Origin of the sequence: Klebsiella sp. S69 (assembly GCF_016516145.1) — a bacterium.
In the GTDB taxonomy this organism is placed as follows: domain Bacteria; phylum Pseudomonadota; class Gammaproteobacteria; order Enterobacterales; family Enterobacteriaceae; genus Klebsiella; species Klebsiella oxytoca.
In genome coordinates this window covers 25,475-45,604 of record NZ_JACVUU010000035.1, presented here as the reverse complement: position 1 = coordinate 45,604, position 20,130 = coordinate 25,475, and the positions used below count along the sequence as shown (strand labels likewise).

Below are 20,130 nucleotides of genomic sequence, written 5' to 3'. Positions count from 1 at the left end.
CAACTTCTGCGTCAATCCTAACACCCGAAAGGAGTCATATATGACGATTTCTATTCTTTCACCTTCCACTGAGGCTGTAAAGCCCCGCCGTCACCAGCGCATTCTGCGCGATGACATCGCCGCGCGGGAGATTGACCCGGCGCTCAAAGCCTTCGGACGGCATATTGCCCGCAGTATTCGCAAGGGGCGAGGCGTCCATATCCCGGCGATGAACAACACCGCCTTCGGGCAGGTACTCCGCACGCTTGAACTTAAACGCGCATGTAACTGATAAGGTGAGCCGCTCCTTCGGGAGCGGCAACAGCGGAGATAATTGTATGTCGCAGCTGAGTTTTGCCGATGTGTTCAACATGGCCAGAGAAACCTCAGATATCGATCCGGTGGCGGCAGATATGGCTTTCATCCAGCTGTCTCTGCTGGGTATTGCCGCCGAAGTGGTCACGGGTAACACCCTGACAATGCAGTTCCGGCGGGTAAGATACACTCCCGTGTACTATCTCAATGACTTTGAAAAAAGGCTGGCTGACCTGAACCGGTTCAGGGCGATGCGGGACTTTATGCGCGGGATACAGGAGGCTGCGTAAATAACCGGAAGGGCAGGGGATATCCTGCCCGACTGCGGAAAAAAGGCCGCGCACCTGCGGTGCCGGATAATACCGGCTGCGCTACGCGCCGCCCGTATCAGTCAGTCGCGGGTTTCTCTCTTCATTATTATTTGTTTGTCACTGTTATATTTCATCCGGCATCCTGCTGTTTATCTGTTCTGGTATTTATCCTTTGTGAAGAATAAAAAATATAACGGCCCGGGCGTCGTCCCTGAAGGGACACGGCTGTCGTGAACAGAGCCAGCAAGCTGTCTCTGCCCTTCGGGCTTTCATCCTGACGCAAATTCAACATCGCGCTTGCTGCATCCTTATCAGGATGCGCCGCTTTCACCGTGGCGATAAATACCCGCCACTCTGATGGCCGGAACGTGAATTCGATAAACACCGAATTGACGTTCCGGGTTGTGTGCATGCTCAGCCCCGCGCTATATCGCCCGACATCATCTTTTCGCGGAGGGCGGCTTTTAGCATCCGTCGTGGCGAAAATAAAGGGGTGTATAAACGCTTCGCGCCCCTTTATTTCCTCCCCGTCGGCTGCAAATTGCCCTTTGCCGCTCAGTGATGAAGTCGAACGATTTAATAAACCGCAAAGGAGACATTCAGCATGCACACAATAAACGTCAACCCCAACGTCAACACCGCCACTCGTGAATCAGACGAACAATTTAAAACAGACAAATATCTGCGTTATGCCGTCACCGATGGCGATGAGCGTCTGGATTTTATCCCGGCCCTCTTTTTTACACCGTCAGCCGATAATATGGCGGCAGGCTGGTTACGCCAGCATTCGGATTACGATGACGGATTCTGGTCTTACTGGATTATTCCGCAGGGTGTCGGCGGGAATATTACCCCGAACCGTATTCAGTTCATCACCACGCAGACCGGGTACATTGCGCCGGAAGGAAAACAGTCTTACAGGATGCGCATCCCCGGCAATTATTTTGACGGTGACGTCAGCGCCGATGCAGCAGGAATTATTGCCACGCTGACGATAATGAACTGGCTGTCATGGCAGGTGGCGGATATGGGGCCGGAATATGCCCGCGTCTGTAAACATCTGGTTTCCCGTCAGGATGCACTGAAAGATTATATCAGCATTATTCATCATCCCGAACGGCATTTAATCTGGCGGGCGATAGACTAATCAGACATCTGAAAAAAAGACCTCATTCATGAGGTCTTTCGTTTTTAACAGCCCGGGATTGTCCGGCGTTTTTATTTGCCTTGATGGCCCTGTAGATAGCCTCAATCTTTCTCGCATAGGCCAGTCGTCGCATGTCCTGCCTGTCCGTTCTGCGGAATCCCGCGTTGTAGGCACCGACTGCCTCCCAGCTGACGCCCCACTTCTTAAACGCCAGCGCCAGATAATACGCGCCAGTGTAAATATTCAGGCAGGCATCCGTCAGAAGATGTTCCGGTTTAATACCGAACTCCGATAACCGGGCATGGTGCTGCGAATCGATCTGCATCAGTCCGGCACCGTATCCTGTTCCCGGATTTTTACCGACAGCATCCACCACCCATTTCGATTCCTGCCATGAAATAGCCCGGAGCAGATCCGGATCAATCCGGTAATCCCGTCCCGCCATATCAAAACAATCCGTGGCCCATGCAGGCGTGGATATTAATAACAGGGCAGCAAACGCCAGTTTTTTTCTCAAAAGACTCCCTCCGGGCCGATTCCTGTAATTACGTTAACCCAGACCAGAACCAGACTCAACAAATATGCACTCCTCACCACAAAATCACCACACACTACGCAAAATTAAAATTTTGCAGATTGTATTTTGGAAACAGTGAGTTAAGAAAATAATAATGTGCAGTACATTTTTTTAATGTGTGAAAGGAAGTTGTCAGTGAGTCGCTGACAACTCATCAGCAACTCTCTGACGAGTTGGATTCAACTCATTAATATAGTTTCAATGAGTTATAAAAACTCAACTCTAGACTTAAGTCGTGCAGTAAGTTGCAAAGCAACTTGCCTTGAGTCGCGACTTAAGTCTAGAGTTGTAATCTTATAAAACTCAGGGTATGTTTCATTCGTAATGGTTTTATTGGTGGTGATTTAAATAAGGGAAAGGGAATGGCCAGAGTTCAGGCATATGCCAGTGATGAAGTAGCAGAAAAAATTAACTCAATTGTTGAAAAACGCAGAGCTGAAGGGGCAAAGGAGAAGGATGTCAGCTTTTCTAGTGTCGCCTCAATGCTTCTTGAGCTTGGTTTGCGTGTGTATGAAGCCCAGATGGAACGAAAAGAGTCAGGATTCAATCAGACAGAATTCAATAAGCTGTTGCTTGAAAATGTATTGAAAACTCAATTCACGATATCAAAAGTACTGGCTATCGAATCGCTTAGTCCACATATTAAAGGCGATGAACGTTTTGATTTCAAATCGATGGTTATGAATATCAGGGATGATGCTAAAGAAGTTATGGATGTTTTTTTTCCTGATGTCGAAAGTGAGCGCTATGAATAGGTAAAGGATGTTTCGTGTTCTTATTTTATCTTTTCAGTATGATTGTTAAATAAAATAGATTGTGCTTAATTAAGTTCGATATTCAGCATAAAGATCTATCGTTCTTTAGTGACATTCTGCGATCTGAATTATATAATTCAACTGTATTTTAAAATTTGAGCAGCATTGGTGTAGAGAGATTGAGCCTCTCTACACCAACTATCCATAGAAACCTTCTAAGGAGGCACCTATGTGTGCGATGGATCGTAGTAGTGATGAAGGATTAAGTCAATCGGTTAGGGAAACTATTCTCCACATAAAGGCGTTATATAACACATCACCTGTCTCTGTTTGCGTAAGAAATCAACAACGCGATGTACTATATTCAAATACAGCATTTGAACAAATCTATGACTTTTTTAAAACAGAAGGTGTGACAGGTAGTTTCTCAAGCTCATTTAACGAATTGGAGTTGATGCTTTCCCAATTAGAACTTGATTGCATGGTGCTAGGTAAAGGTTGTGTGTTAAGTAAAATCTTTTCGTATGGAAAATCGAATTTTCAAATTCGGATTGAGTGTATCAGTCTTTTGGATGATGATTTTTATTTTTTTTGGCAAATAAATCTTCTGATAACGGTGCCATTATCCAGCCGGAAAATGGAGTTTATAAAATCAAAAGGTAATTCAGATTTTGATGAGGCTATTTCAAGGATAAGTGATTTGAATATCATTCCCCTTTCATTTTATGTACTTGGTTTTAGTTGTTTGGATATATCAAGTTATATCTGTGTATCTCAAAAAATTGTAAAAAAAAGAATCGATCGTTCGAAAGAGAAAGTATTGGAGATCTATCCTTCCTTTAGCTCATTTATATCTGATTGTTATAAGACCAGGAAAATATATTTTTTTATTGAGAATGTTTACGAATATATAGTGTTAAAAAGGTGTTAAATAATTTGGGGCTATTTAGCCCCTTTATTTCCTGTGTCTTTCTGTGTAATGATTTGTCTATAAGGTCTCGAATCGGAGAAATTGTGTGTCAAAGCGTTATACCAGTAACGGAAACAAAACTCTTGTTTCCGTTTACCTTGATGACGACACTCATAATGTTTTAGTTAGTGCCAAGAATCGAAGTGGCAGAACTAAATCAACTGAGGTGGCTATGCGCCTTAAAGATCATTTAAAGCGTTTCCCAAACTATATCTTTTCGGAACAGAAAGAGGAGGAAGAAAGGTAAGAGTATAATCAATAAAGTGCAGGCGTGATTTTTAACTAACATATACATTCTCTTTAAAGGATATAAACATGAATGCTGTATTAAGTGTTCAGGACACTGCTGTCTCTGAAGAAACTAAGCCGTCTTTTCTGACCCGCGTTTTCAACAAAAAGAAAGCTCTGAAAGTCGCTAAAGTTGGGCTGCCGGTTGCTGCTGTGGCGGCGTTTTTCCCGGACGCTGCGATGGCCACCACCACCGCAACCGACCTGATGAAGTCCGGTGATACCACGGTCAAGGGTACCTTCGGTAAGTCTTCCAGCGTGGTCAAGTGGGTGGTACTGGCAGAAGTTATCGCAGGTGGCATCATGTACATGATGACCAAGAACGTGAAATTCCTGTTTGGCTTCGCCATTATTTCCACCTTTATCACCATCGGTATGTCAGTCGCCGGATACTGACAGGGAATAAGTGATGACGGGAGACGAATTAAAGAAATACCGTTTCCCGGAAACACTGACTAACCAGTCCCGCTGGTTTGGTTTATATCTCGATGAACTTATCCCGGCCGTGATATGTCTCGGCTGGGGTTTCTGGACCAGCAAGTTCATATTTGGTATGGCTGCAGCGGCACTGGTTTTCTGGGGTATCAAGAAACTGAAAAAAGGGCGGGGCAGCTCCTGGCTACGCGACCTGATTTACTGGTATCTGCCAACGTCTCTTCTTAAAGGTTTCTTTCATGATGTTCCGGACTCCTGTTTCCGGCAGTGGATTAAATAAATCAACGGGGAAATAACATATGGAACATGGTGCCAGGCAAGATACCACGCGTGTTATCGCCGTGGGATTTATCTGTCTGGGGACGCTTTTTACCCTCAGTCTTGCGACAAATATCATTCAGGGCATTAATAACTACCGCCTTCAGACAGAACAGAAAGTGGCGGTGACACCGATGTTATTCAGTGCCCCGTTTGCGGTTTCACAGAATCAGGCCGACGCCTCTTATATTGAACAACTGGGGCTGAGTTTTATTGCGCTTCGCCTTAACGTCACACCGGAAACGGTTGATGCCCAGCATCAGCAGCTGCTCCGGTATGTATTACCGGCCTCGCAGAACAGTCTTAAGGTCCAGCTGGCTGAAGATGCGAAACGAATAAAAGAAAATAATGTTAATGCCACCTTTTATATGACGTCTGTCCGCGCCTGGCCTGCGGAGAACCGCGTTGATATCAGGGGGGAGCTGAAAACATGGATTGGTGATTCGAAACCCTACAGCGAAATTAAAAGTTATGTCATTCAGTTCAGTCGTGTCGACGGTGTCAGCTGGCTGGCGCGTTTCGGAGAAATAAATAATGAAAAAAATTAATCCGTTATTTATTTCAGGTTGCCTGTTATTTACGGTGCCTGCAATGTCCGCCACCCTCAGTGGGACGCTGGCCCCGACCGTGGTCCCTCTGACAAACGGCGGGCAGGCTAATATCGCGGTGAGCAACACCGATCCGAACCTTTTTACTGTACCCGGGGACCGTATCACCGCGATTAACAGCCTGGATGGCGGCCTGACCAACCAGGAGCAGACCGACAGCGGGGGGGCTATTCTGGCGACCGTCAGTAAAAAGCCGTTCACCTTTATCGTGGAAACCGAGCGCGGCCTGAACTTCTCCATACGTGCTGTGCCGCGCGCAGGCGTCGGTAGAACCATTCAGCTTGTCAGTGAATTGTCGGGAACACCGGGACCGGCCAGGGCATGGGAAGAGTCTAATCCGTATGAATCCGTACTGGTCACCCTGAACCGTGCCGTGCGCCAGGGGAGTGTTCCTGGTGACTATCAGGCTGTCCCGGTCACGTCAGAAACGCTGGCGGTGCCAGCCGGTTTGCGTGCCACGGCAGAGAAAGTCTGGACAGGGCATCACCTGAAGGTCGTCCGTTACAGTCTGGATAATGTCTCGCTGTCGCCTCGTATGGTGCGTGAGAGCGATTTCTGGCAGCCCGGCACGCGCGCCGTCATGCTCAGTACGCCTGCAGGACCGCTGACCGCCGGTGGCCGGATGCAGGTCTGGGTGACCACCTCTGATGCTGGAGGGAACCGCTGATGGCGAACTTCAACACGCTGATTAAGCGCAAGCAGTACCTCTGGCTGGGGCTCATTCTGGTGGGCGGCGCAGCTGCCGTTGGCGGCGGTCTGTATCTGTCAGAGCTGAACCTGAGCTCTGATGAAGAGGCCCCTGCTCAGGGCGAACCCGCACCGGACATGACCGGGGTGGTCGACAGCAGCTTCAACAGCAAAGTGGAGCAGCATGCCACCACCGAGATGCAGGCCACGGCGGCAGACCTGAACAAGCGATTTGCCTCCCTGCAGGGGGAAGTGGACCTGCTCAGTAAAGCGCGGAATGCAGACCAGGTCCGTATCGACAAACTCAGCAATGAGAATGCGGCCATGCAGGAACAGCTGAAGGCGCTGGGCGTTAAGCCGGCTGTCTCTGGCGGCGAACCTGCGCCAACACCGCCGTCTCCGCCTCCTGGCCCGGAAGGCGAGCCGCAGCCTGCCAGTTATCCGCCGCAGTCAGGCGCAGCGGTACCGCCTCCGACGGCATTTTATCCGGGCAATGGTGTGACACTACCGCCACAGGTCAGCTACCAGTCTGTGCCGGTTCCGAACCAGATACAGCGTAAAACGTTCAACTACAACAGGGGCAAAAAAGGGCGGGAGCTGCCCTATATCCCTTCCGGCAGCTTTGCGAAGAGCATCCTGATTGAAGGGGCCGATGCGAATGCTTCTGTCACGGGTAACGAGTCCACGGTGCCGATGCAGCTGCGTGTGGTGGGTCGTGTCGAGATGCCGAACAGCAAAACGTATGACCTGACCGGCTGCTTTGTCGGTCTCGAAGCCTGGGGGGATGTTTCCAGTGAGCGTGCCATCGTCCGCACCCGCAATATCAGCTGCATCAAGGGCGATAAAACCATCGACCAGCCGATAGCCGGGCACGTCTCTTTCATGGGCAAGAACGGGGTGAAAGGGGAAGTCGTGATGCGTAACGGCAAAATCCTCGGCTGGGCCTGGGGCGCTGGCTTTGTTGACGGAATTGGTCAGGGGATGGAGCGGGCGTCACAGCCGTCCGTGGGTCTCGGGGCCACGGCGACGGTCGGTGCCGGCGATGTTCTGAAAATGGGGATTGGTGGCGGTGCATCGAAAGCAGCGCAGACGCTGAGCGAGTACTACATCAAACGCGCGGAGCAGTATCACCCGGTTATCCCGATTGGTGCCGGCAATGAGGTGACGGTGGTCTTCCAGGATGGTTTCCAGCTGAAAACTATTGAGGAGCTGGAAGCGGAAAAGAACGGTCAACAACAGGCGCAGAATCAGGAGCCGGTCTCGCAGCCTGAAGCGCAACAGTCAGGCAGCAACCTGAACGGGTTTAACACTGACGAGATGCTGAAGAAGCTGGGCAAACTTGACCCACGCCAGTTCTCACCAGGCGGAGAAGCGCAGGGAGAAAATCATGGTTAAGTCCCGCACTGCTCTCGCTCTGTCCATGTCCTCGCTGCGCTGGTTCCGCTGGCTGATTCAGCATGCGGTGGTGTATCCGCTGGCCACGATGATGCTGCTGATTGTAACAGTGCTGTGGCGTGGTCATATCACGCCCGGTCAGATGCTGGTGAATACCATCGAATCGGTGCAGCGGGAAGGATATGTCATTCACGACTGCACGGGACCCGCTTCGCGCGAAGCACTCAATGGTGATGCGGTGAAGCCATTACTGCCTCCTGTTTTACAGGAGGATTGCTCTTCTTTCAGTACGGATGCGGCAGGGTATGCAGCACATATCGACCAGGGCTACACGAAAAATATCCTCTGGCTCTGGTTTCTGATGGCGGTGGTGTTTACGGGTGTCGCGGTGGTTTTCGGCCGTACCCCTGCCAGCAGAACAGGTATCACGTGGGTGAGGGATGCGCGGGGGAATGTTTTTCCCGGATGCAGACCCGGCAAAGGCGCGATATCACCGTTACTGGCCGGATATCAGAAACGCGGTGAGACCATCGTGATTTATGACCCTTCCGCCAGATTTAGCGAGGAAGATAAAAATGAAAACAAAGAGAAATAATCCATACCCCGATGAAACCGGTAATGCGGTTCCGGTCGGGGAGCCTGGTGCAGGAAAAACAGCGTTTTCATCAGAACTGATTTTCGCCCGATCGGATGTCACTCAGCTTAAGCGTGTTGACGAAGCGATGAGTCCGGGAGAGCGGGATAAATTTGTCCGGACGATTAAGGCAAACACTCTGTTCAGGATGAACCTGAAAAAATAACTGATAAATAGCGAGAAATATCATGAAGGAATTAATGCTGTTAATTCCTCTGGGCAGCGCTTTGCTCTTAACCGGGTGCGCGGGCACAGAGACGGAATTCGAATGTAATGCCACGACATCGGATACCTGTATCACGATGGAGCAGGCGAATGAGAAAGCGAAGGCCCGGGAGGAAAGCGCCGCAAAGCCGGCTGCGGCCGGGTTGCCTCGACTGGCTGACGGCAACTTCCGCACGCTGTCGCAGGTATCGTACCCGCTGCCGCCGCAACCGACCCTCTCTGCAACCGGCACAACTCCAGTGTCAACGGCGGCAGTGAAACCGGCAGGCATGCTGAGCGCGCCGCCAGTACACCCGGTGCAAAACGCCAGCAATCGGACCGCGCCGCTCACTGCCACGCCGGTCAGTCAGACATTTCGTTCACCTGTAACGCTGCCGGGCAATTATCCCCGCCCACTCAGGAAGGGAGAACAGACGGCCTCCCTCTGGATAGCGCCGTATATCGATGCTGAAGACGTCTATCACCAGCCCACCACGGTGTTATTTGTGGTGACGCCATCGGCATGGGGCCAGCCCCGAATTAACTAATCAACAGCGGCGTTAATGGCGCTGTGAATACTGAATGTACACCGGATTTAAAACGAGTGCCCTCTGCGTTGAAAGGGATGGGCGGTAGCGTGCTTTACACCTCGCGCTTGTGGTCTGAAAATTTATGAAGAATGGAGTCGTTTTTTATGATTAAGTTTCAGGATTTTAAAAAAGATAAAAAAACATCTGGCGATGGGGAGATTGACTGCGTCCGTAAAATGAATGAATGGATTGAAAACAAGAATATTCAGGTAATTTCAGTTGAAACCCTGACCGAAGTTACTGGCGACGGTTTCTCTACCGACACCTGTTTTATAATGCTCAGGCTCTGGTATAAGGAAGTCTGTTAAGTCCAAAGGAGTCAAGTATCAATTTCGGGCAAGGATTGATGATGCCCTGGTGTTTTATCCAGAGCATCACCACGGTGTTATTTGTGGTGATGCCATCGGCATGGGGCCAGCCCCCGGATTAACTGATATCCCACACGCCTGCGCCATTTCCGGCGGGGGCGCGCTTTCTTATTACTGGCTTTATAACGAGTACCCTGCGCGTTGAAAGGGGAGGGCGGTAGCGTGTTCAGAGGATGGGATAATGACTGAGGCTTTTAAATATACCTGGCTGCTTCTGAAAGAAGAGTCGGTATACATACCACTGATTTTCATGATTACGGGTACTGGAGTTATTTCTGTTTTTTTTGTTCTGAAGGATTTCAGGTCATGGTGGAGTAAACTAATCCTCCTGGTAATTGATGTCTTATTTTGTTTGTTTGTATTTATTGCTGCACTTGAACCTGAGTCTACTTATAAAAATATTCAACAAAGAAAAGAAAATATTTCCTTTACGCTTAAAAACTGCAAGATCTCCGCATTTGGAGCACAACAGGCAGGATTATTCGGGACAACAAAAGATGCCTGGTCCTGCCCTGATGGGATAACCCGCTACCTTCCTGTTAAGTACAGACCAGAGGCTGGTTCGTCTGAAAAAATGCAGAGTGAATTGCATTGAATTTATTTACTGAAAGGTCGTGCTGATTATGAGTGAATTATTCAAATGGGGTCTCGCGCTGGTCATTACTGTGGTCGGGTATGCTCTGTTGTTATCTTCTGACAGCCACGCTGTACCCGAGGCGCAGGCTCATCACTGGATTAATGACTGCCGGTTACTGGAGTCGAATATTGACAGGGGGTTTCTCTCTTCCGCGCAAAACCGGCTTCAGTGTGGTGACGTTATTGAAAATGTCAGCAAGGCTGATTATGACAGGGCGATAAATGGCGATAAGCAAATAAAAACCATCGCAGAATTAATTGAAGAACTGTTCGGCGTTAATTTATAAACGGAGACAATAAGGTATGCATACCTTCATTTTTCTGGTGCTGATGACACCGGCTAGTGCCGGTGGTATCTGGAGTATCACACCTATGCCCAATACGGATGTGTGCCTCAAAATGCTGCGTGCAGTCGAAGCGCGTGGAGGCAACAGAAGGTTCGGAAGTAATACGGGTGAGTGCATTGAAGTTAAAACGCGAGAACCCCTGAACAGTACGATGGAAACGCTGAACGGAGGCAGTCAATGAGAGCCTACTACCTTGAAGGCGATAATATTGAGTGGCTTATTGGTGTGTGCCTGATCCTTTTCGTTATCGGTGTTGTCGGTGCGCTGGCCATGTTTGTTATCCCTGAAAAGATTAATCTGCGAGTCTGCAGGGCTAATGTATTTTTCTTTAGTGCGCTTATGGCAGTGGTTGCGTTTGTCACACTTATCGTCTTTACCAGTCGGTCATTCACGATGGATGAGCTGGAAGCCGGGAGACACTGGAAAAATGACTGTAAACTCCTTGAGGCAAACATTCCGACGGGCGCATTTACCGAACCTGTTAATAAACTGGATTGTGCCGGTGTCATCATTAATATACCGACGGTTCAGTATGATGAGTATATCCGCCAGTGGGAGTTATATAAGCGTGCAGGTAAATAGTTTTTAAATTCGCCTGAGCGACTTTCGGTGTTTATTTGTGTCTGCGATTTTAAAAATGGCTTTGCGTGATATATCCGCGAACTACAGCCTGATATTTCTCTGAATTTCTAAAATGTATTAAGGAATGCTCGCATGAGTAATAACATCATGGATACCGTCGCGCAGGCCGTGAACTCGCTGGTCTCTGCGCTGAAGCTGCCCGACGAATCTGCCAAAGCCAATGACACGCTGGGCAGCATGAACTTTCCGCAGTTCAGCCGTATCCTGCCTTATAAGGATTATGACTCTGCCACCGGGCTGTTTATTAATAACAAAACCGTCGGCTATATGTTTGAAGCGCGCCCGCTTCCCGGTGCGGATAAAGATATCGTCTCCACGCTGGAGCATTTACTGCGCAGTAAACTTCCCCGCGGTGTGCCGGTCAGTTTTCATCTGGTATCCAGTAAGCTGGTCGGGAATGATATCGACTACGGCCTGCGTGAATTCCGCTGGAGCGGTACACAGGCTAAAAAGTTTAATGCCATCACCCGCGCCTACTACCTCCGGGCAGCGGAAACACAGTTTCCCCTGCCGGACAATCTGGATTTGCCCCTGACGCTGCGTAACTACCGCGTCTACATCTCCTGCTGCGTGCCCCGCAAGAAGAACTCCACCTCGCAAATTGTGGAGCTGGAGAATCAGATTAAAGTGTTACGGGCATCGCTCGGCGGGGCTTACATCCCGACGCGTATTCTCGATGCAGCCGGGCTGGTCGAACTGATGCGGGAGCTGATTAACCCGGACCCGCACGAGATGTACCGGGTGCCGTACAAGCTGGACCCGTATCAGGACCTGAACTACCAGTGCGTGGATGACAGCTTCGACATGCAGGTCACCGCCGGTCACCTGAAAATCGGCCGCCTGGGGCGCGGCGGGAAAGAGTGCGTGACCCGGGTGACGAACTACCATCTGGAGTGTGACCCGGAAATCGCCTTTCTCTGGACCGCCGCGGACAACTACGCCAACCTGCTGAACCCTGAGCTCTCCATCTCCTGCCCCTTTGTCATCACGCTGACGCTGATGGTCGAGGATCAGGTGAAGACCCAGAACGAAGCCAACCTGAAATTCATGGACGTGGAGAAGAAAAGCAAAACCTCCTACGCGAAGTATTTTCCGAACGTGATAAAGGAGGTGCAGGAGTGGGGCGATATCCGCCAGCGTCTGGCGACCAACCAGACCTCTCTGGTGTCCTACTTCTTTAACATCACCACGTATACCGCCGACAACGCAGAGGCCTCTCTCGCTACCGAACAGCAGGTGCTCAACAGCTACCGTAAGGGCGGCTTCCAGCTTATCCCGGCCCGCTACCATCACCTGCGTAATTTTCTGGCCATGATGCCGTTCAAGTGCGGCGAAGGCCTGTTTAAAGAGCTGCAGGCGGCAGGTGTGGTGAAGCGGGCTGAGACGTTCCAGGTGGCCAACCTTCTGCCGGTTGTCGCTGACAGTCCGCTGGCGCCGGCAGGACTCCTGGCCCCCACCTACCGTAACCAGCTGGCGTTCATCGATCTGTTCTACGAGGGAATGAACAACACCAACTTCAACATGGCGGTCTGCGGCACCTCCGGGGCGGGGAAAACCGGTCTGATTCAGCCCCTCATTCGCAGCGTGCTCGACTCCGGCGGTTTTGCCTGGGTCTTCGACATGGGCGACGGCTACAAGTCCCTGTGCGAAAACATGGGTGGCGTGTATCTCGACGGCGACTCGCTGAAGTTTAATCCGTTCGCCAATATTCTCGATGACGCGAACTTTGACCTGTCCGCCGAGCGTATCCGCGACCAGATGTCGGTGATGGCCAGTCCCAACGGCAACCTGGATGAAGTGCACGAAGGTCTGCTCCTGCAGGCGGTCCGGGCGGCCTGGCTGAGTAAGCGCAACAAGGCGCGTATCGATGATGTGGTGGCCTTTCTCCAGAGCGAGAAAGACAGTGACGAATACGCCGACTCACCGGGGGTGCGCAGCCGTCTTGATGACATGATTATCCTGCTCGACCAGTACACGGTGAACGGGCTGTACGGGGAATACTTCAACTCCGATGAGCCGTCCCTGCACGACGATGCCCGGATGGTGGTTCTTGAACTGGGCGGGCTGGAATCCCGGCAGTCCCTGCTGGTCGCGGTGATGTTCTCGCTCATTATCTATATCGAGAACCGGATGTACCAGTCTCCCCGCAGCCTGAAAAAACTCAACGTGATTGACGAGGGCTGGCGACTGCTGGACTTCAAAAACGAGAAGGTCGGGACCTTTATCGAGAAGGGCTACCGGACGGCGCGCCGGCACACCGGGGCTTATATCACCATTACCCAGAACATCGTCGACTTCGACTCCCCGACCGCATCAAGCGCTGCACGGGCCGCCTGGGGTAACTCATCGTACAAGGCCATTCTGAAGCAGTCAGCGAAGGAGTTTGCCAAATACAACCAGCTGTACCCCGACCAGTTCAGCAAGCTTGAGAAAGACATGATTAACGGTTTCGGCTCGGCCAAAGAGCAGTGGTTCTCCTCTTTTATGCTGCAGGTGGAGGCGAACTGCTCCTGGCACCGCCTGTTTGTCGACCCGCTCAGCAGGGCGATGTACTCCTCCAAAGGCCCGGACTTCGAGTACATGAAAGCGCGCCGGGCAGAAGGTGTCGATATTCACGATGCGGTGTACGGCCTGGCCTGCCACAACTTTGACAGGGAGATGGCTGAGCTTGAATCCCGGATATCTGAAAACGACACAGAGGAAAACCGCTGATGGAAGAGAATGCAGAGCAACAAACGGAGCAGATGCAACAGCAGCAGAGGCCGGAACAGCAGCAAAACAAAGCGACATCGCGCACTTTCCGGCGGGTGCTGGTCATCACCGCCCTCGTCGTTTTTACCCTGGCCTGCAACGTCATGCTCACGCGGGTGATGCTGGCGTACACCACGCCACGGGTGGTGGCCTTCGATATGAAAAAGACGCTCGACAGCTTTATGGACAGCGTCAGCCAGAAGCCACTGACAGAGGCGCAGTCAAAAGTGCTCTCGGACCGGTTTAACGAGGCACTGGAGAAGAGCCTGGCGGATTATCAGCAGCAACATCATGTGCTCATTCTGGTCTCACCCGCCGTGGTTCAGGGCGCATCCGATGTGACCCGCACCATTCAGCACGACATTGCCCGCCGGATGAAAGGAGCACAGCAATGATACGACTGAAAGGCTGCCTGCTCGCCAGCTGTCTTTTGTCGCCGCTGACACAGGCGGCCGACCTCGGGACCTGGGGGGATTTGTGGCCCGTGCGCGAGCAGGACATGCTGCAGCTCATCACGCAGCGTCTGCAGAAACTGCAGACCTCCGGTCAGTGGGACCAGACGATGGATGAATTTAAACAGCGCGTCATTGAAAACAGCCAGCGCCCGGCGCCGGTGGAGGGGATTAAACGGGCAGAGAAGTATGAGCAGCGCTGGTTTGACCCCGGCATCCGTCTGACCGAAGACCTGAAAGACCATGAGGGCCGGGTGTTTGCCCGCAAGGGCGAAGTGGTGAACCCCCTGAAAACCGTGCCGTTTATGCAGACCCTGTATTTCATCAACGGGGATGACGCCGACCAGGTGGCGTGGATGAAGCGCCAGGTGCCGGAAACCCTGATGAGCAAGATTATCCTGGTGCGTGGCAGCGTGCCGGACACGTCCGCCGCACTGGACAGCCGGATTTATTTCGACCAGAACGGCGTGCTGAGTAAGCGTTTCGGGCTGACCGCGGTGCCGGCGCGTATCACGCCTGCCCCCTCCGGTGAACGGCTGAATATTGAGACCTTCCCTGTTAAATAAGGATGTTTCCGTGAGAACCCTGACTCTGTTCCTGAGTGCCCTGACATTATGGGGGTACAGCCTCAGTGCGGCCGCTGACCCTTCCTGTGAGGGGCGATTCGTCAACCCGATCACCGATGTGTGCTGGCGCTGTATCTTCCCCCTGTCGCTCGGCAGCGTGCAGGTCGGCAAAGGTGACCTGCCGGATACCAGCAATCCCGGCAGTCCCCTGCAGCTCTGCCCGGCTCCGCCACCGCTGTTTGTTCGTCCCGGCCTGGCTATCGGGTACTGGGAGCCGATGGCCATGACGGACGTCAGCCGCTCGCCGGGCTGTATGGTCAATCTGGGGGGATTCAGCATCAACCTCGGCAAGACCGGCATGGGGACCGCGAAAAAGGACGACAAACAGGTGAACGGGGCCTTCTATCACGTGCACTGGTACAAATACCCGCTGACGTACTGGCTGAACATCATCACGTCAGCAGGCTGCCTGGAAGGGGGCGATATGGATATTGCGTATCTTTCCGAGATTGACCCGACCTGGGTGGACAGCAGCCTGACTACCATCCTGAATCCGGAAGCCATTCTGTTTGCCAACCCGATTGTGCAGGGTGCCTGCGCGGCGGATGCGATGGCCAGTGCGTTTCATATGCCGCTGGATGTTCTGTTCTGGTGCGCCGGCTCTCAGGGGTCGATGTACCCGTTCAGCGGCTGGGTCAGTAACGAGTCCAGTCCGCTGCAGTCCTCGTTACTGGTCAGCGAGCGCATGGCGTACAAGCTTCACCGGCAGGGACAAATCATGGAGAGCATCGGCAAGGACAAGGCGGTCTGCTATGAGTATCCGTCCCCGATTATCCCCAAAGAGCGCTGGCGCTATCAGATGGTGAACATGTACCCCGACAGCGGTCAGTGCCATCCCGTGGGTCGCAGCGTGATGCGCTGGGAAGCGGGACGAAATCCCCCCAACTCACGAAAGAACTACGGCTATCTGATGTGGCGTAAACGTAACTGCGTCTTCCTCTGACAGGAGTCTCCGATGAAATTTATCAATGCGATGATAGTGATGGCCTTACTGACCATGAAGGTGTGTGGGGCCGTTGGCCCGACAACCGAAGACAGAGCCTGGCTGAAACAGCAGGAGAACTTAAGCGAGCAGTTGCGCCAGCATCCGGACAGACAGCTGCAGCAGGAGCTGGAAGCGCAAATTAAGCGCAATCCACTCAACCGCTCAGACAGCCAGTTTATCGATAATCTTCTGAGCCAGCAGAAAGCAGCGAATCAGGAAAAACCGACAGAAGGGGCACTGTATTTTGTCTCCTTCTCGATACCGGAAGAGGGGCTGAAGCGCATGCTGCATGAAACCCGCCAGTACGGTATTCCGGCGACGCTGCGGGGATTAATCAACAACGACATGAAGACCACCACTGACGCGGTGATGCAGCTGGTAAAGGACGGTGTCACCGACGGCGTCCAGATCGACCCGACGCTGTACGCACAGTACAACATCCGGAGTGTCCCTGCCCTGGTGGTGCGGTGTCAGACGGGGTTCGACGTGGTGCGCGGCAATATTCGCCTGAAACAAGCGCTGGAGAAAGTGGCGGAAACAGGTGACTGCGCACAGACGGCCAGAACAATGCTGGGAGGTATCCGGTGAAAGAACTCCCGCTCATTCTGACACTTCACGCCTCTGTCCTCAGTGCCTTCATCTGGCTGGCATCACCGGCCTGTGCTGACAGCGGTACTGACTATAAAGCCGGGTCGGATTTTGCGAAGCAGGTGCAGGGCAGCGGGATGGACTCGCTGAAAAACTTCAGCGGTGAACAAAATCTGCCGGGGTATACCGACAGCCCGGAGCAGACAAAATACTACGGCGGTGTCACTGCCAGCGGAGACAGCGCCCTGAAAGGTGACTCGGCCGCTGAGTTCAGCCAGGGCGAGACCGGTAAAACCATTACGGAGTCATTCACAAACCGGCCTCCGGACCTGGTTTCCCCGGAGGCACCATTTATTCAGTCGGCAAAAGACATCGAATCCCGGGCGGATACGATTGTCGGGGATACCGGCCAGGCCTGTACGGCCCAGGTGGTTAACCGCAGCGAATTCACGAACCACACCTGTGAGCGCGACCTTCAGGTTGAGCAGTATTGCATGCGGACAGCGACCATTACCGGTCACTATAACGATACGACGACGACAGAGGTGTACAGCGTGGCGCTGAAGGATGCCTGGCAGGAGGGCGACCAGGTGAAAGTCCGCTTCACCTTTGGTGTGACAGGGACGCTTATTCATGCAGAGGCGCAGTATTTCATTACCAGCCTGCCGAATTATGCGCCACCGGGGCAGGCAAGGACGCTCTATGCCCTTGGCGGTTCGGTTCGTGTGGAAGGGGGGCAGGAGTGGAAAACCCTTTCCGGTGGCGGTTATCAGGTTGTGGAGGGCCGGGACGAGATTATGACCATTAAGCTGCATGACAGCTATTCGGTCAGCTACTTCGCCGGCATACTGGCCCGGAATCTCCGCTCCGGTTACATCACGCTGAACATCCGCGCCACAATGCAGGTCGCCTCAAAAGAGTGGGAGCCTGACGTCACCTGGGTTGAGAACTGCGCCTTTAACAAAGATGAAGGAAACAAAACATCGTCAGAATGTACTGAGCCGGGAAGCACGAAAGAGGTCTGGCAGGACGGGAAAGCGTACCCGGTTTATCAGGCCTGCTGGGCTTACAGGGACACGTACATTACTCAGCCTGCAGATTTTGGTGCCTGTCAGTCTCTGATGGATAACAAAGCCTGCACCCTGTCATCCCGCCAGTGCGCCTTTTACAGTGAGGACGGAAGCGGGACCTGTCTTCATGAATACGCCACGTTCTCCTGTGAGACGCGGACCAGCGGGAAGCAGATGATTTGCGGCGGGGACGTGTTCTGTCTCGATGGCGAATGCGATAAGGCGGCCTCCGGGAAGAACAATGATTTTGGTCAGGCAGTCTCCGAACTGGCGGCACTCGCGGCAGCCGGTAAGGACGTGGCTGAGATGGACGGCGTGAATGTCAGGGCCTTCACCGGCAATGCGAAATACTGCAAGAAGTTCGCCGCCGGATTCAGTAACTGCTGCAAGGACAGTGGCTGGGGGCAGGATGTGGGGCTGGCGCGCTGCAGCGGCGAAGATAAGGCGCTCGCGAAAGCCAAAGCAAACAAGCTGACCATCAGCATCGGGGAGTTCTGTTCGAAAAAAGTCCTGGGTGTCTGTCTGGAGAAAAAACGCAGCTACTGTCAGTTTGATTCAAAACTGGCGCAGATTGTTCAGCAGCAGGGACGTAACGGCCAGCTGCATATCGGATTTGGTGGAGCGAAAAGCCCGGACTGTCGGGGTATCAGCGTGGACGAGCTTCAGCGTATTAACTTTGACCAGCTGGATTTCACGAACTTCATGGAGGATTTAATGAAGAACCAGTCTATTCCTGAGAACTCAGCGCTGACAGAAAAAACGAAAGAACGCATCAAAGAGCTTCTCACACAGTCTTCTGCAAAGTAACCCCTCTTTAATAACATACATATCTAAAGGTGATTAAATGGCCGCGTCATTGATGGTGGTTGTTCTGCTTGTGGTCTTTCTTTTTATTCCGACTGGTATTGCTTTATGCATGTCAGGCCGCCGTCTGCTCCTGATATTCCTGGGTGCCCTGACGTGCCAGGCCGCTGTTGCCGTTGCGTTTGCCAGTCTGTCTGCACGGGGCTGGTCTGAGTCAATGGGGATGGGGGCGGCATCACTCATCTTCTACGTTATCGGGCTGCACAAGGCTGACAGTGTAAAACAGAATACTCGTAACGGGAGAGAGGAGAATGAAAGTTAATTTTCACAGAAATCCTGCCGTCGATTTTTCGCTGAGACTGACGCTGACGGGAATTATCATTTCTCCGGTGCTGTACTTTTCATGGGATGCCGTCAAAGGAACATCAGGCAGTGATTATATCCTGAGCGTTATCTTTATTCTCTGCATGGGCGGTGCCGGGCTTATGAGTTATCTGTTTTTTTCGGCGCTGACCAGACTTTTACAGAAGGGGAAATAAAGGAACAGGGATGGAAGAGAAAAAATCGTATGGAATGGTGATGCTGTTTGTCAGCGTGTTTGTTGTTTTTCTGGTGAGCATCATGTCTTACAGCCTGTGGCGGGATAAACAGATTAGTGCATTTATGGCCACCAACCGCGCATGGGGTATCCAGTGTGACAGGGAGTCTCAGGTCGCGTGGGTGGTCCGGGGTGGGGAGCGGGTGAATTTAACGATAAACGATTTCCCCCTTTACTGCAGCGGCTACCGCTTTGAACTGCGCAGTGGTCAGGGTGAAGTCATTCACCTGCTCGATAAACACGCTGCCTACCGGCAACTTTCCCGCCAGCCACACTGATTAAAACAGGTATTTATCATGCGAAAAATACACACCGCCCTTCTGGCGGGGTGCCTTTGCTGCACCCTGTTGCCGGCTTTCGCCAAAGATGCGGGCTGGCAGTGGTACAACGAGAAGCTGAAGTCCCGGGAAGCTGAAAAGCCGCCAGTACCGGCGGCCCCGCCACCGCAAATGGATATTCTCCAGAAGCAGGCTCTCCTGCAGCAGGCGACGAAGAAAGCCCTGGCGGAAGCGATTATGTATCCCTCAGTACCGGCCTTTGTGAAGTACTTCCGCCTGCAGAACTACTGGACGCAGCAGGCCGGCCTGTTCTCGATGAGCGCGAAGAAAGCCATGCTGGCGCACCCGGAACTCGATTACAACCTGCAGTACAGCCACTACAACGGCACCGTGAAAAACCAGCTGGCTGCCGACTATGCCGAACAGCGCCGGGCTATCTCGACCCTCGCACAGCATTTTGGCGTGATGTTCTTCTACCGCGGGCGCGAAGCCATTGACGGCCAGCTGGTCCAGGTGATCCAGAACTTCCGCGAAACCTACGGCCTGAGCGTGATACCGGTGTCGGTCGACGGCGTCATTAACCCCATGCTGCCCGACAGCCGGACGGATCAGGGACAGGCCGCACAACTCGGCGTGAAGTACTTCCCTGCGATGATGCTGGTCGACCCGAAAAGCGGTCAGGTGAAGCCGCTGAGTTACGGCTTCATCAGCCAGGACGACCTGGCGAAACAGTTCCTCTATGTCTCCAGCGACTTTAAACCCAATTTTTAAG

Annotated in this window: 30 protein-coding genes and 1 pseudogene; 29 read left to right on the top strand and 2 right to left on the bottom strand. The window is 52.4% G+C overall.

The genetic code is table 11. The annotated features are described in order from the left end of the window. Nucleotides 1–40 precede the first annotated feature (40 nt). Both IAE27_RS27115 and IAE27_RS27110 read left to right on the top strand, forming a co-directional pair. The gene (locus IAE27_RS27115) at nt 41–271 is read left to right on the top strand and encodes a hypothetical protein (protein WP_020314756.1); all 231 of its coding nucleotides are present in this window, start codon (nt 41–43) and stop codon (nt 269–271) included. A gap of 94 nt (nt 272–365) precedes the next feature. Further along, nucleotides 366–584 (top strand): annotated as a pseudogene (locus tag IAE27_RS27110) (SAM-dependent DNA methyltransferase); the annotation flags it as partial. Between the two features lie 151 nt (nt 585–735). Here the strand turns inward: IAE27_RS27110 and IAE27_RS27105 are convergent. After that, nucleotides 736–1,017 carry a hypothetical protein gene (locus tag IAE27_RS27105; RefSeq protein ID WP_200093213.1) on the bottom strand — a complete coding sequence of 94 codons (282 nt, stop codon included), beginning with the start codon at nt 1,015–1,017 and terminating at the stop codon, nt 736–738. 192 nt (nt 1,018–1,209) lie between these two features. Between IAE27_RS27105 and IAE27_RS27100 the strand changes: the two genes are divergently transcribed. Then, nucleotides 1,210–1,752 carry an antirestriction protein gene (locus IAE27_RS27100; RefSeq protein WP_200093176.1) on the top strand — a complete coding sequence of 181 codons (543 nt, stop codon included), beginning with the start codon at nt 1,210–1,212 and terminating at the stop codon, nt 1,750–1,752. A 22-nt stretch (nt 1,753–1,774) separates the two neighbouring features. Here the strand turns inward: IAE27_RS27100 and IAE27_RS27095 are convergent, their stop codons facing one another. Further along, the gene (locus IAE27_RS27095) at nt 1,775–2,269 is read right to left on the bottom strand and encodes a transglycosylase SLT domain-containing protein (RefSeq protein ID WP_020314755.1); all 495 of its coding nucleotides are present in this window, start codon (nt 2,267–2,269) and stop codon (nt 1,775–1,777) included. A 422-nt stretch (nt 2,270–2,691) separates the two neighbouring features. Between IAE27_RS27095 and traM the strand changes: the two genes are divergently transcribed. From traM to traF, 26 genes are all read left to right on the top strand, one after another. Next, nucleotides 2,692–3,084, top strand: a complete 393-nt coding sequence (gene traM / locus IAE27_RS27090) for a conjugal transfer relaxosome DNA-binding protein TraM (RefSeq protein ID WP_200093174.1) — start codon at nt 2,692–2,694, stop codon at nt 3,082–3,084. Between the two features lie 229 nt (nt 3,085–3,313). Then, nucleotides 3,314–4,015: a hypothetical protein gene (locus tag IAE27_RS29755; RefSeq protein WP_227685310.1), complete on the top strand. Its 702-nt coding sequence runs from the start codon at nt 3,314–3,316 to the stop codon at nt 4,013–4,015. Between the two features lie 85 nt (nt 4,016–4,100). Then, complete coding sequence (locus tag IAE27_RS27080; protein WP_200093172.1) at nt 4,101–4,301, top strand: TraY domain-containing protein; 201 nt, start codon at nt 4,101–4,103, stop codon at nt 4,299–4,301. 68 nt (nt 4,302–4,369) lie between these two features. Then, the gene (gene traA, locus IAE27_RS27075) at nt 4,370–4,738 is read left to right on the top strand and encodes a type IV conjugative transfer system pilin TraA (protein ID WP_200093170.1); all 369 of its coding nucleotides are present in this window, start codon (nt 4,370–4,372) and stop codon (nt 4,736–4,738) included. A gap of 13 nt (nt 4,739–4,751) precedes the next feature. After that, entirely contained in the window at nt 4,752–5,057 is a 306-nt protein-coding gene (gene traL, locus IAE27_RS27070; RefSeq protein ID WP_020323523.1) for a type IV conjugative transfer system protein TraL, read from the top strand. 19 nt (nt 5,058–5,076) lie between these two features. After that, entirely contained in the window at nt 5,077–5,643 is a 567-nt protein-coding gene (traE, locus tag IAE27_RS27065; protein WP_020323527.1) for a type IV conjugative transfer system protein TraE, read from the top strand. Beyond that, nucleotides 5,630–6,370, top strand: a complete 741-nt coding sequence (traK, locus tag IAE27_RS27060; RefSeq protein ID WP_200093168.1) for a type-F conjugative transfer system secretin TraK — start codon at nt 5,630–5,632, stop codon at nt 6,368–6,370. Before traE ends, traK begins: the two co-directional genes overlap by 14 nt. After that, nucleotides 6,370–7,785, top strand: a complete 1,416-nt coding sequence (traB, locus tag IAE27_RS27055) for an F-type conjugal transfer pilus assembly protein TraB (RefSeq protein WP_200093166.1) — start codon at nt 6,370–6,372, stop codon at nt 7,783–7,785. The genes traK and traB overlap by 1 nt, the downstream gene beginning before the upstream one ends. 25 nt (nt 7,786–7,810) lie before the next feature. Then, the gene (locus tag IAE27_RS27050; RefSeq protein ID WP_370511965.1) at nt 7,811–8,380 is read left to right on the top strand and encodes a conjugal transfer protein TraP; all 570 of its coding nucleotides are present in this window, start codon (nt 7,811–7,813) and stop codon (nt 8,378–8,380) included. Next, entirely contained in the window at nt 8,361–8,585 is a 225-nt protein-coding gene (locus tag IAE27_RS30020; protein WP_064362914.1) for a hypothetical protein, read from the top strand. The genes IAE27_RS27050 and IAE27_RS30020 overlap by 20 nt, the downstream gene beginning before the upstream one ends. A 22-nt stretch (nt 8,586–8,607) precedes the next feature. Further along, a complete protein-coding gene (traV, locus tag IAE27_RS27040) occupies nt 8,608–9,171 on the top strand; it encodes a type IV conjugative transfer system lipoprotein TraV (protein ID WP_200093164.1) in 564 nt (187 codons plus the stop codon). 146 nt (nt 9,172–9,317) lie between these two features. After that, nucleotides 9,318–9,521 carry a hypothetical protein gene (locus IAE27_RS27035; RefSeq protein ID WP_020315141.1) on the top strand — a complete coding sequence of 68 codons (204 nt, stop codon included), beginning with the start codon at nt 9,318–9,320 and terminating at the stop codon, nt 9,519–9,521. Between the two features lie 241 nt (nt 9,522–9,762). After that, nucleotides 9,763–10,176, top strand: a complete 414-nt coding sequence (locus IAE27_RS27030) for a hypothetical protein (protein ID WP_200093156.1) — start codon at nt 9,763–9,765, stop codon at nt 10,174–10,176. Between the two features lie 28 nt (nt 10,177–10,204). Then, a complete protein-coding gene (locus tag IAE27_RS27025) occupies nt 10,205–10,504 on the top strand; it encodes a hypothetical protein (RefSeq protein WP_020315144.1) in 300 nt (99 codons plus the stop codon). A 16-nt stretch (nt 10,505–10,520) separates the two neighbouring features. Beyond that, entirely contained in the window at nt 10,521–10,745 is a 225-nt protein-coding gene (locus IAE27_RS27020; protein ID WP_022644711.1) for a hypothetical protein, read from the top strand. Further along, nucleotides 10,742–11,146 (top strand): hypothetical protein, encoded by a 405-nt coding sequence (locus tag IAE27_RS27015; protein ID WP_064362909.1) that lies wholly within the window; start codon nt 10,742–10,744, stop codon nt 11,144–11,146. The genes IAE27_RS27020 and IAE27_RS27015 overlap by 4 nt, the downstream gene beginning before the upstream one ends. Nucleotides 11,147–11,278: 132 nt before the next feature. Continuing rightward, a complete protein-coding gene (traC, locus tag IAE27_RS27010) occupies nt 11,279–13,918 on the top strand; it encodes a type IV secretion system protein TraC (protein WP_200093154.1) in 2,640 nt (879 codons plus the stop codon). Between the two features lie 32 nt (nt 13,919–13,950). After that, a complete protein-coding gene (gene trbI / locus IAE27_RS27005; protein ID WP_155006081.1) occupies nt 13,951–14,352 on the top strand; it encodes a type-F conjugative transfer system protein TrbI in 402 nt (133 codons plus the stop codon). Further along, nucleotides 14,349–14,975, top strand: coding sequence for a type-F conjugative transfer system protein TraW (gene traW / locus IAE27_RS27000; RefSeq protein WP_200093152.1), 627 nt, complete (start codon nt 14,349–14,351; stop codon nt 14,973–14,975). The genes trbI and traW overlap by 4 nt, the downstream gene beginning before the upstream one ends. A gap of 19 nt (nt 14,976–14,994) precedes the next feature. Then, nucleotides 14,995–15,978, top strand: a complete 984-nt coding sequence (gene traU, locus IAE27_RS26995) for a conjugal transfer pilus assembly protein TraU (protein WP_200093210.1) — start codon at nt 14,995–14,997, stop codon at nt 15,976–15,978. A gap of 12 nt (nt 15,979–15,990) precedes the next feature. Next, nucleotides 15,991–16,608 carry a type-F conjugative transfer system pilin assembly protein TrbC gene (gene trbC / locus IAE27_RS26990; RefSeq protein ID WP_040118483.1) on the top strand — a complete coding sequence of 206 codons (618 nt, stop codon included), beginning with the start codon at nt 15,991–15,993 and terminating at the stop codon, nt 16,606–16,608. Next, complete coding sequence (gene traN / locus IAE27_RS26985; protein WP_200093145.1) at nt 16,605–18,485, top strand: type-F conjugative transfer system mating-pair stabilization protein TraN; 1,881 nt, start codon at nt 16,605–16,607, stop codon at nt 18,483–18,485. Before trbC ends, traN begins: the two co-directional genes overlap by 4 nt. A 37-nt stretch (nt 18,486–18,522) precedes the next feature. Further along, on the top strand, nt 18,523–18,804 hold the full coding sequence (locus IAE27_RS26980; RefSeq protein ID WP_200093135.1) for a hypothetical protein: 282 nt from the start codon (nt 18,523–18,525) through the stop codon (nt 18,802–18,804). Further along, a complete protein-coding gene (locus IAE27_RS26975; RefSeq protein WP_200093133.1) occupies nt 18,794–19,021 on the top strand; it encodes a conjugal transfer protein TrbE in 228 nt (75 codons plus the stop codon). Before IAE27_RS26980 ends, IAE27_RS26975 begins: the two co-directional genes overlap by 11 nt. A gap of 10 nt (nt 19,022–19,031) precedes the next feature. Next, nucleotides 19,032–19,358: a hypothetical protein gene (locus tag IAE27_RS26970; protein ID WP_200093131.1), complete on the top strand. Its 327-nt coding sequence runs from the start codon at nt 19,032–19,034 to the stop codon at nt 19,356–19,358. 18 nt (nt 19,359–19,376) lie between these two features. Then, nucleotides 19,377–20,129, top strand: coding sequence for a type-F conjugative transfer system pilin assembly protein TraF (traF, locus tag IAE27_RS26965; RefSeq protein WP_040118488.1), 753 nt, complete (start codon nt 19,377–19,379; stop codon nt 20,127–20,129). The last annotated feature ends 1 nt before the right edge of the window (nt 20,130 follow it).

What these genes read in the sequence shown, in the direction of transcription:
- IAE27_RS27115 (WP_020314756.1), top strand. Translation starts at nt 41, where the DNA reads ATGACGATTTCTATTCTTTCACCTTCCACTGAGGCTGTAAAGCCCCGC.
- IAE27_RS27105 (WP_200093213.1), bottom strand. Translation starts at nt 1,017, where the DNA reads ATGCACACAACCCGGAACGTCAATTCGGTGTTTATCGAATTCACGTTC.
- IAE27_RS27100 (WP_200093176.1), top strand. Translation starts at nt 1,210, where the DNA reads ATGCACACAATAAACGTCAACCCCAACGTCAACACCGCCACTCGTGAA.
- traM (WP_200093174.1), top strand. Translation starts at nt 2,692, where the DNA reads ATGGCCAGAGTTCAGGCATATGCCAGTGATGAAGTAGCAGAAAAAATT.
- IAE27_RS29755 (WP_227685310.1), top strand. Translation starts at nt 3,314, where the DNA reads ATGTGTGCGATGGATCGTAGTAGTGATGAAGGATTAAGTCAATCGGTT.
- traA (WP_200093170.1), top strand. Translation starts at nt 4,370, where the DNA reads ATGAATGCTGTATTAAGTGTTCAGGACACTGCTGTCTCTGAAGAAACT.
- traL (WP_020323523.1), top strand. Translation starts at nt 4,752, where the DNA reads ATGACGGGAGACGAATTAAAGAAATACCGTTTCCCGGAAACACTGACT.
- traE (WP_020323527.1), top strand. Translation starts at nt 5,077, where the DNA reads ATGGAACATGGTGCCAGGCAAGATACCACGCGTGTTATCGCCGTGGGA.
- traK (WP_200093168.1), top strand. Translation starts at nt 5,630, where the DNA reads ATGAAAAAAATTAATCCGTTATTTATTTCAGGTTGCCTGTTATTTACG.
- traB (WP_200093166.1), top strand. Translation starts at nt 6,370, where the DNA reads ATGGCGAACTTCAACACGCTGATTAAGCGCAAGCAGTACCTCTGGCTG.
- IAE27_RS27050 (WP_370511965.1), top strand. Translation starts at nt 7,811, where the DNA reads ATGTCCTCGCTGCGCTGGTTCCGCTGGCTGATTCAGCATGCGGTGGTG.
- IAE27_RS30020 (WP_064362914.1), top strand. Translation starts at nt 8,361, where the DNA reads ATGAAAACAAAGAGAAATAATCCATACCCCGATGAAACCGGTAATGCG.
- traV (WP_200093164.1), top strand. Translation starts at nt 8,608, where the DNA reads ATGAAGGAATTAATGCTGTTAATTCCTCTGGGCAGCGCTTTGCTCTTA.
- IAE27_RS27035 (WP_020315141.1), top strand. Translation starts at nt 9,318, where the DNA reads ATGATTAAGTTTCAGGATTTTAAAAAAGATAAAAAAACATCTGGCGAT.
- IAE27_RS27030 (WP_200093156.1), top strand. Translation starts at nt 9,763, where the DNA reads ATGACTGAGGCTTTTAAATATACCTGGCTGCTTCTGAAAGAAGAGTCG.
- IAE27_RS27025 (WP_020315144.1), top strand. Translation starts at nt 10,205, where the DNA reads ATGAGTGAATTATTCAAATGGGGTCTCGCGCTGGTCATTACTGTGGTC.
- IAE27_RS27020 (WP_022644711.1), top strand. Translation starts at nt 10,521, where the DNA reads ATGCATACCTTCATTTTTCTGGTGCTGATGACACCGGCTAGTGCCGGT.
- IAE27_RS27015 (WP_064362909.1), top strand. Translation starts at nt 10,742, where the DNA reads ATGAGAGCCTACTACCTTGAAGGCGATAATATTGAGTGGCTTATTGGT.
- traC (WP_200093154.1), top strand. Translation starts at nt 11,279, where the DNA reads ATGAGTAATAACATCATGGATACCGTCGCGCAGGCCGTGAACTCGCTG.
- trbI (WP_155006081.1), top strand. Translation starts at nt 13,951, where the DNA reads ATGCAACAGCAGCAGAGGCCGGAACAGCAGCAAAACAAAGCGACATCG.
- traW (WP_200093152.1), top strand. Translation starts at nt 14,349, where the DNA reads ATGATACGACTGAAAGGCTGCCTGCTCGCCAGCTGTCTTTTGTCGCCG.
- trbC (WP_040118483.1), top strand. Translation starts at nt 15,991, where the DNA reads ATGAAATTTATCAATGCGATGATAGTGATGGCCTTACTGACCATGAAG.
- IAE27_RS26980 (WP_200093135.1), top strand. Translation starts at nt 18,523, where the DNA reads ATGGCCGCGTCATTGATGGTGGTTGTTCTGCTTGTGGTCTTTCTTTTT.
- IAE27_RS26975 (WP_200093133.1), top strand. Translation starts at nt 18,794, where the DNA reads ATGAAAGTTAATTTTCACAGAAATCCTGCCGTCGATTTTTCGCTGAGA.
- IAE27_RS26970 (WP_200093131.1), top strand. Translation starts at nt 19,032, where the DNA reads ATGGAAGAGAAAAAATCGTATGGAATGGTGATGCTGTTTGTCAGCGTG.
- traF (WP_040118488.1), top strand. Translation starts at nt 19,377, where the DNA reads ATGCGAAAAATACACACCGCCCTTCTGGCGGGGTGCCTTTGCTGCACC.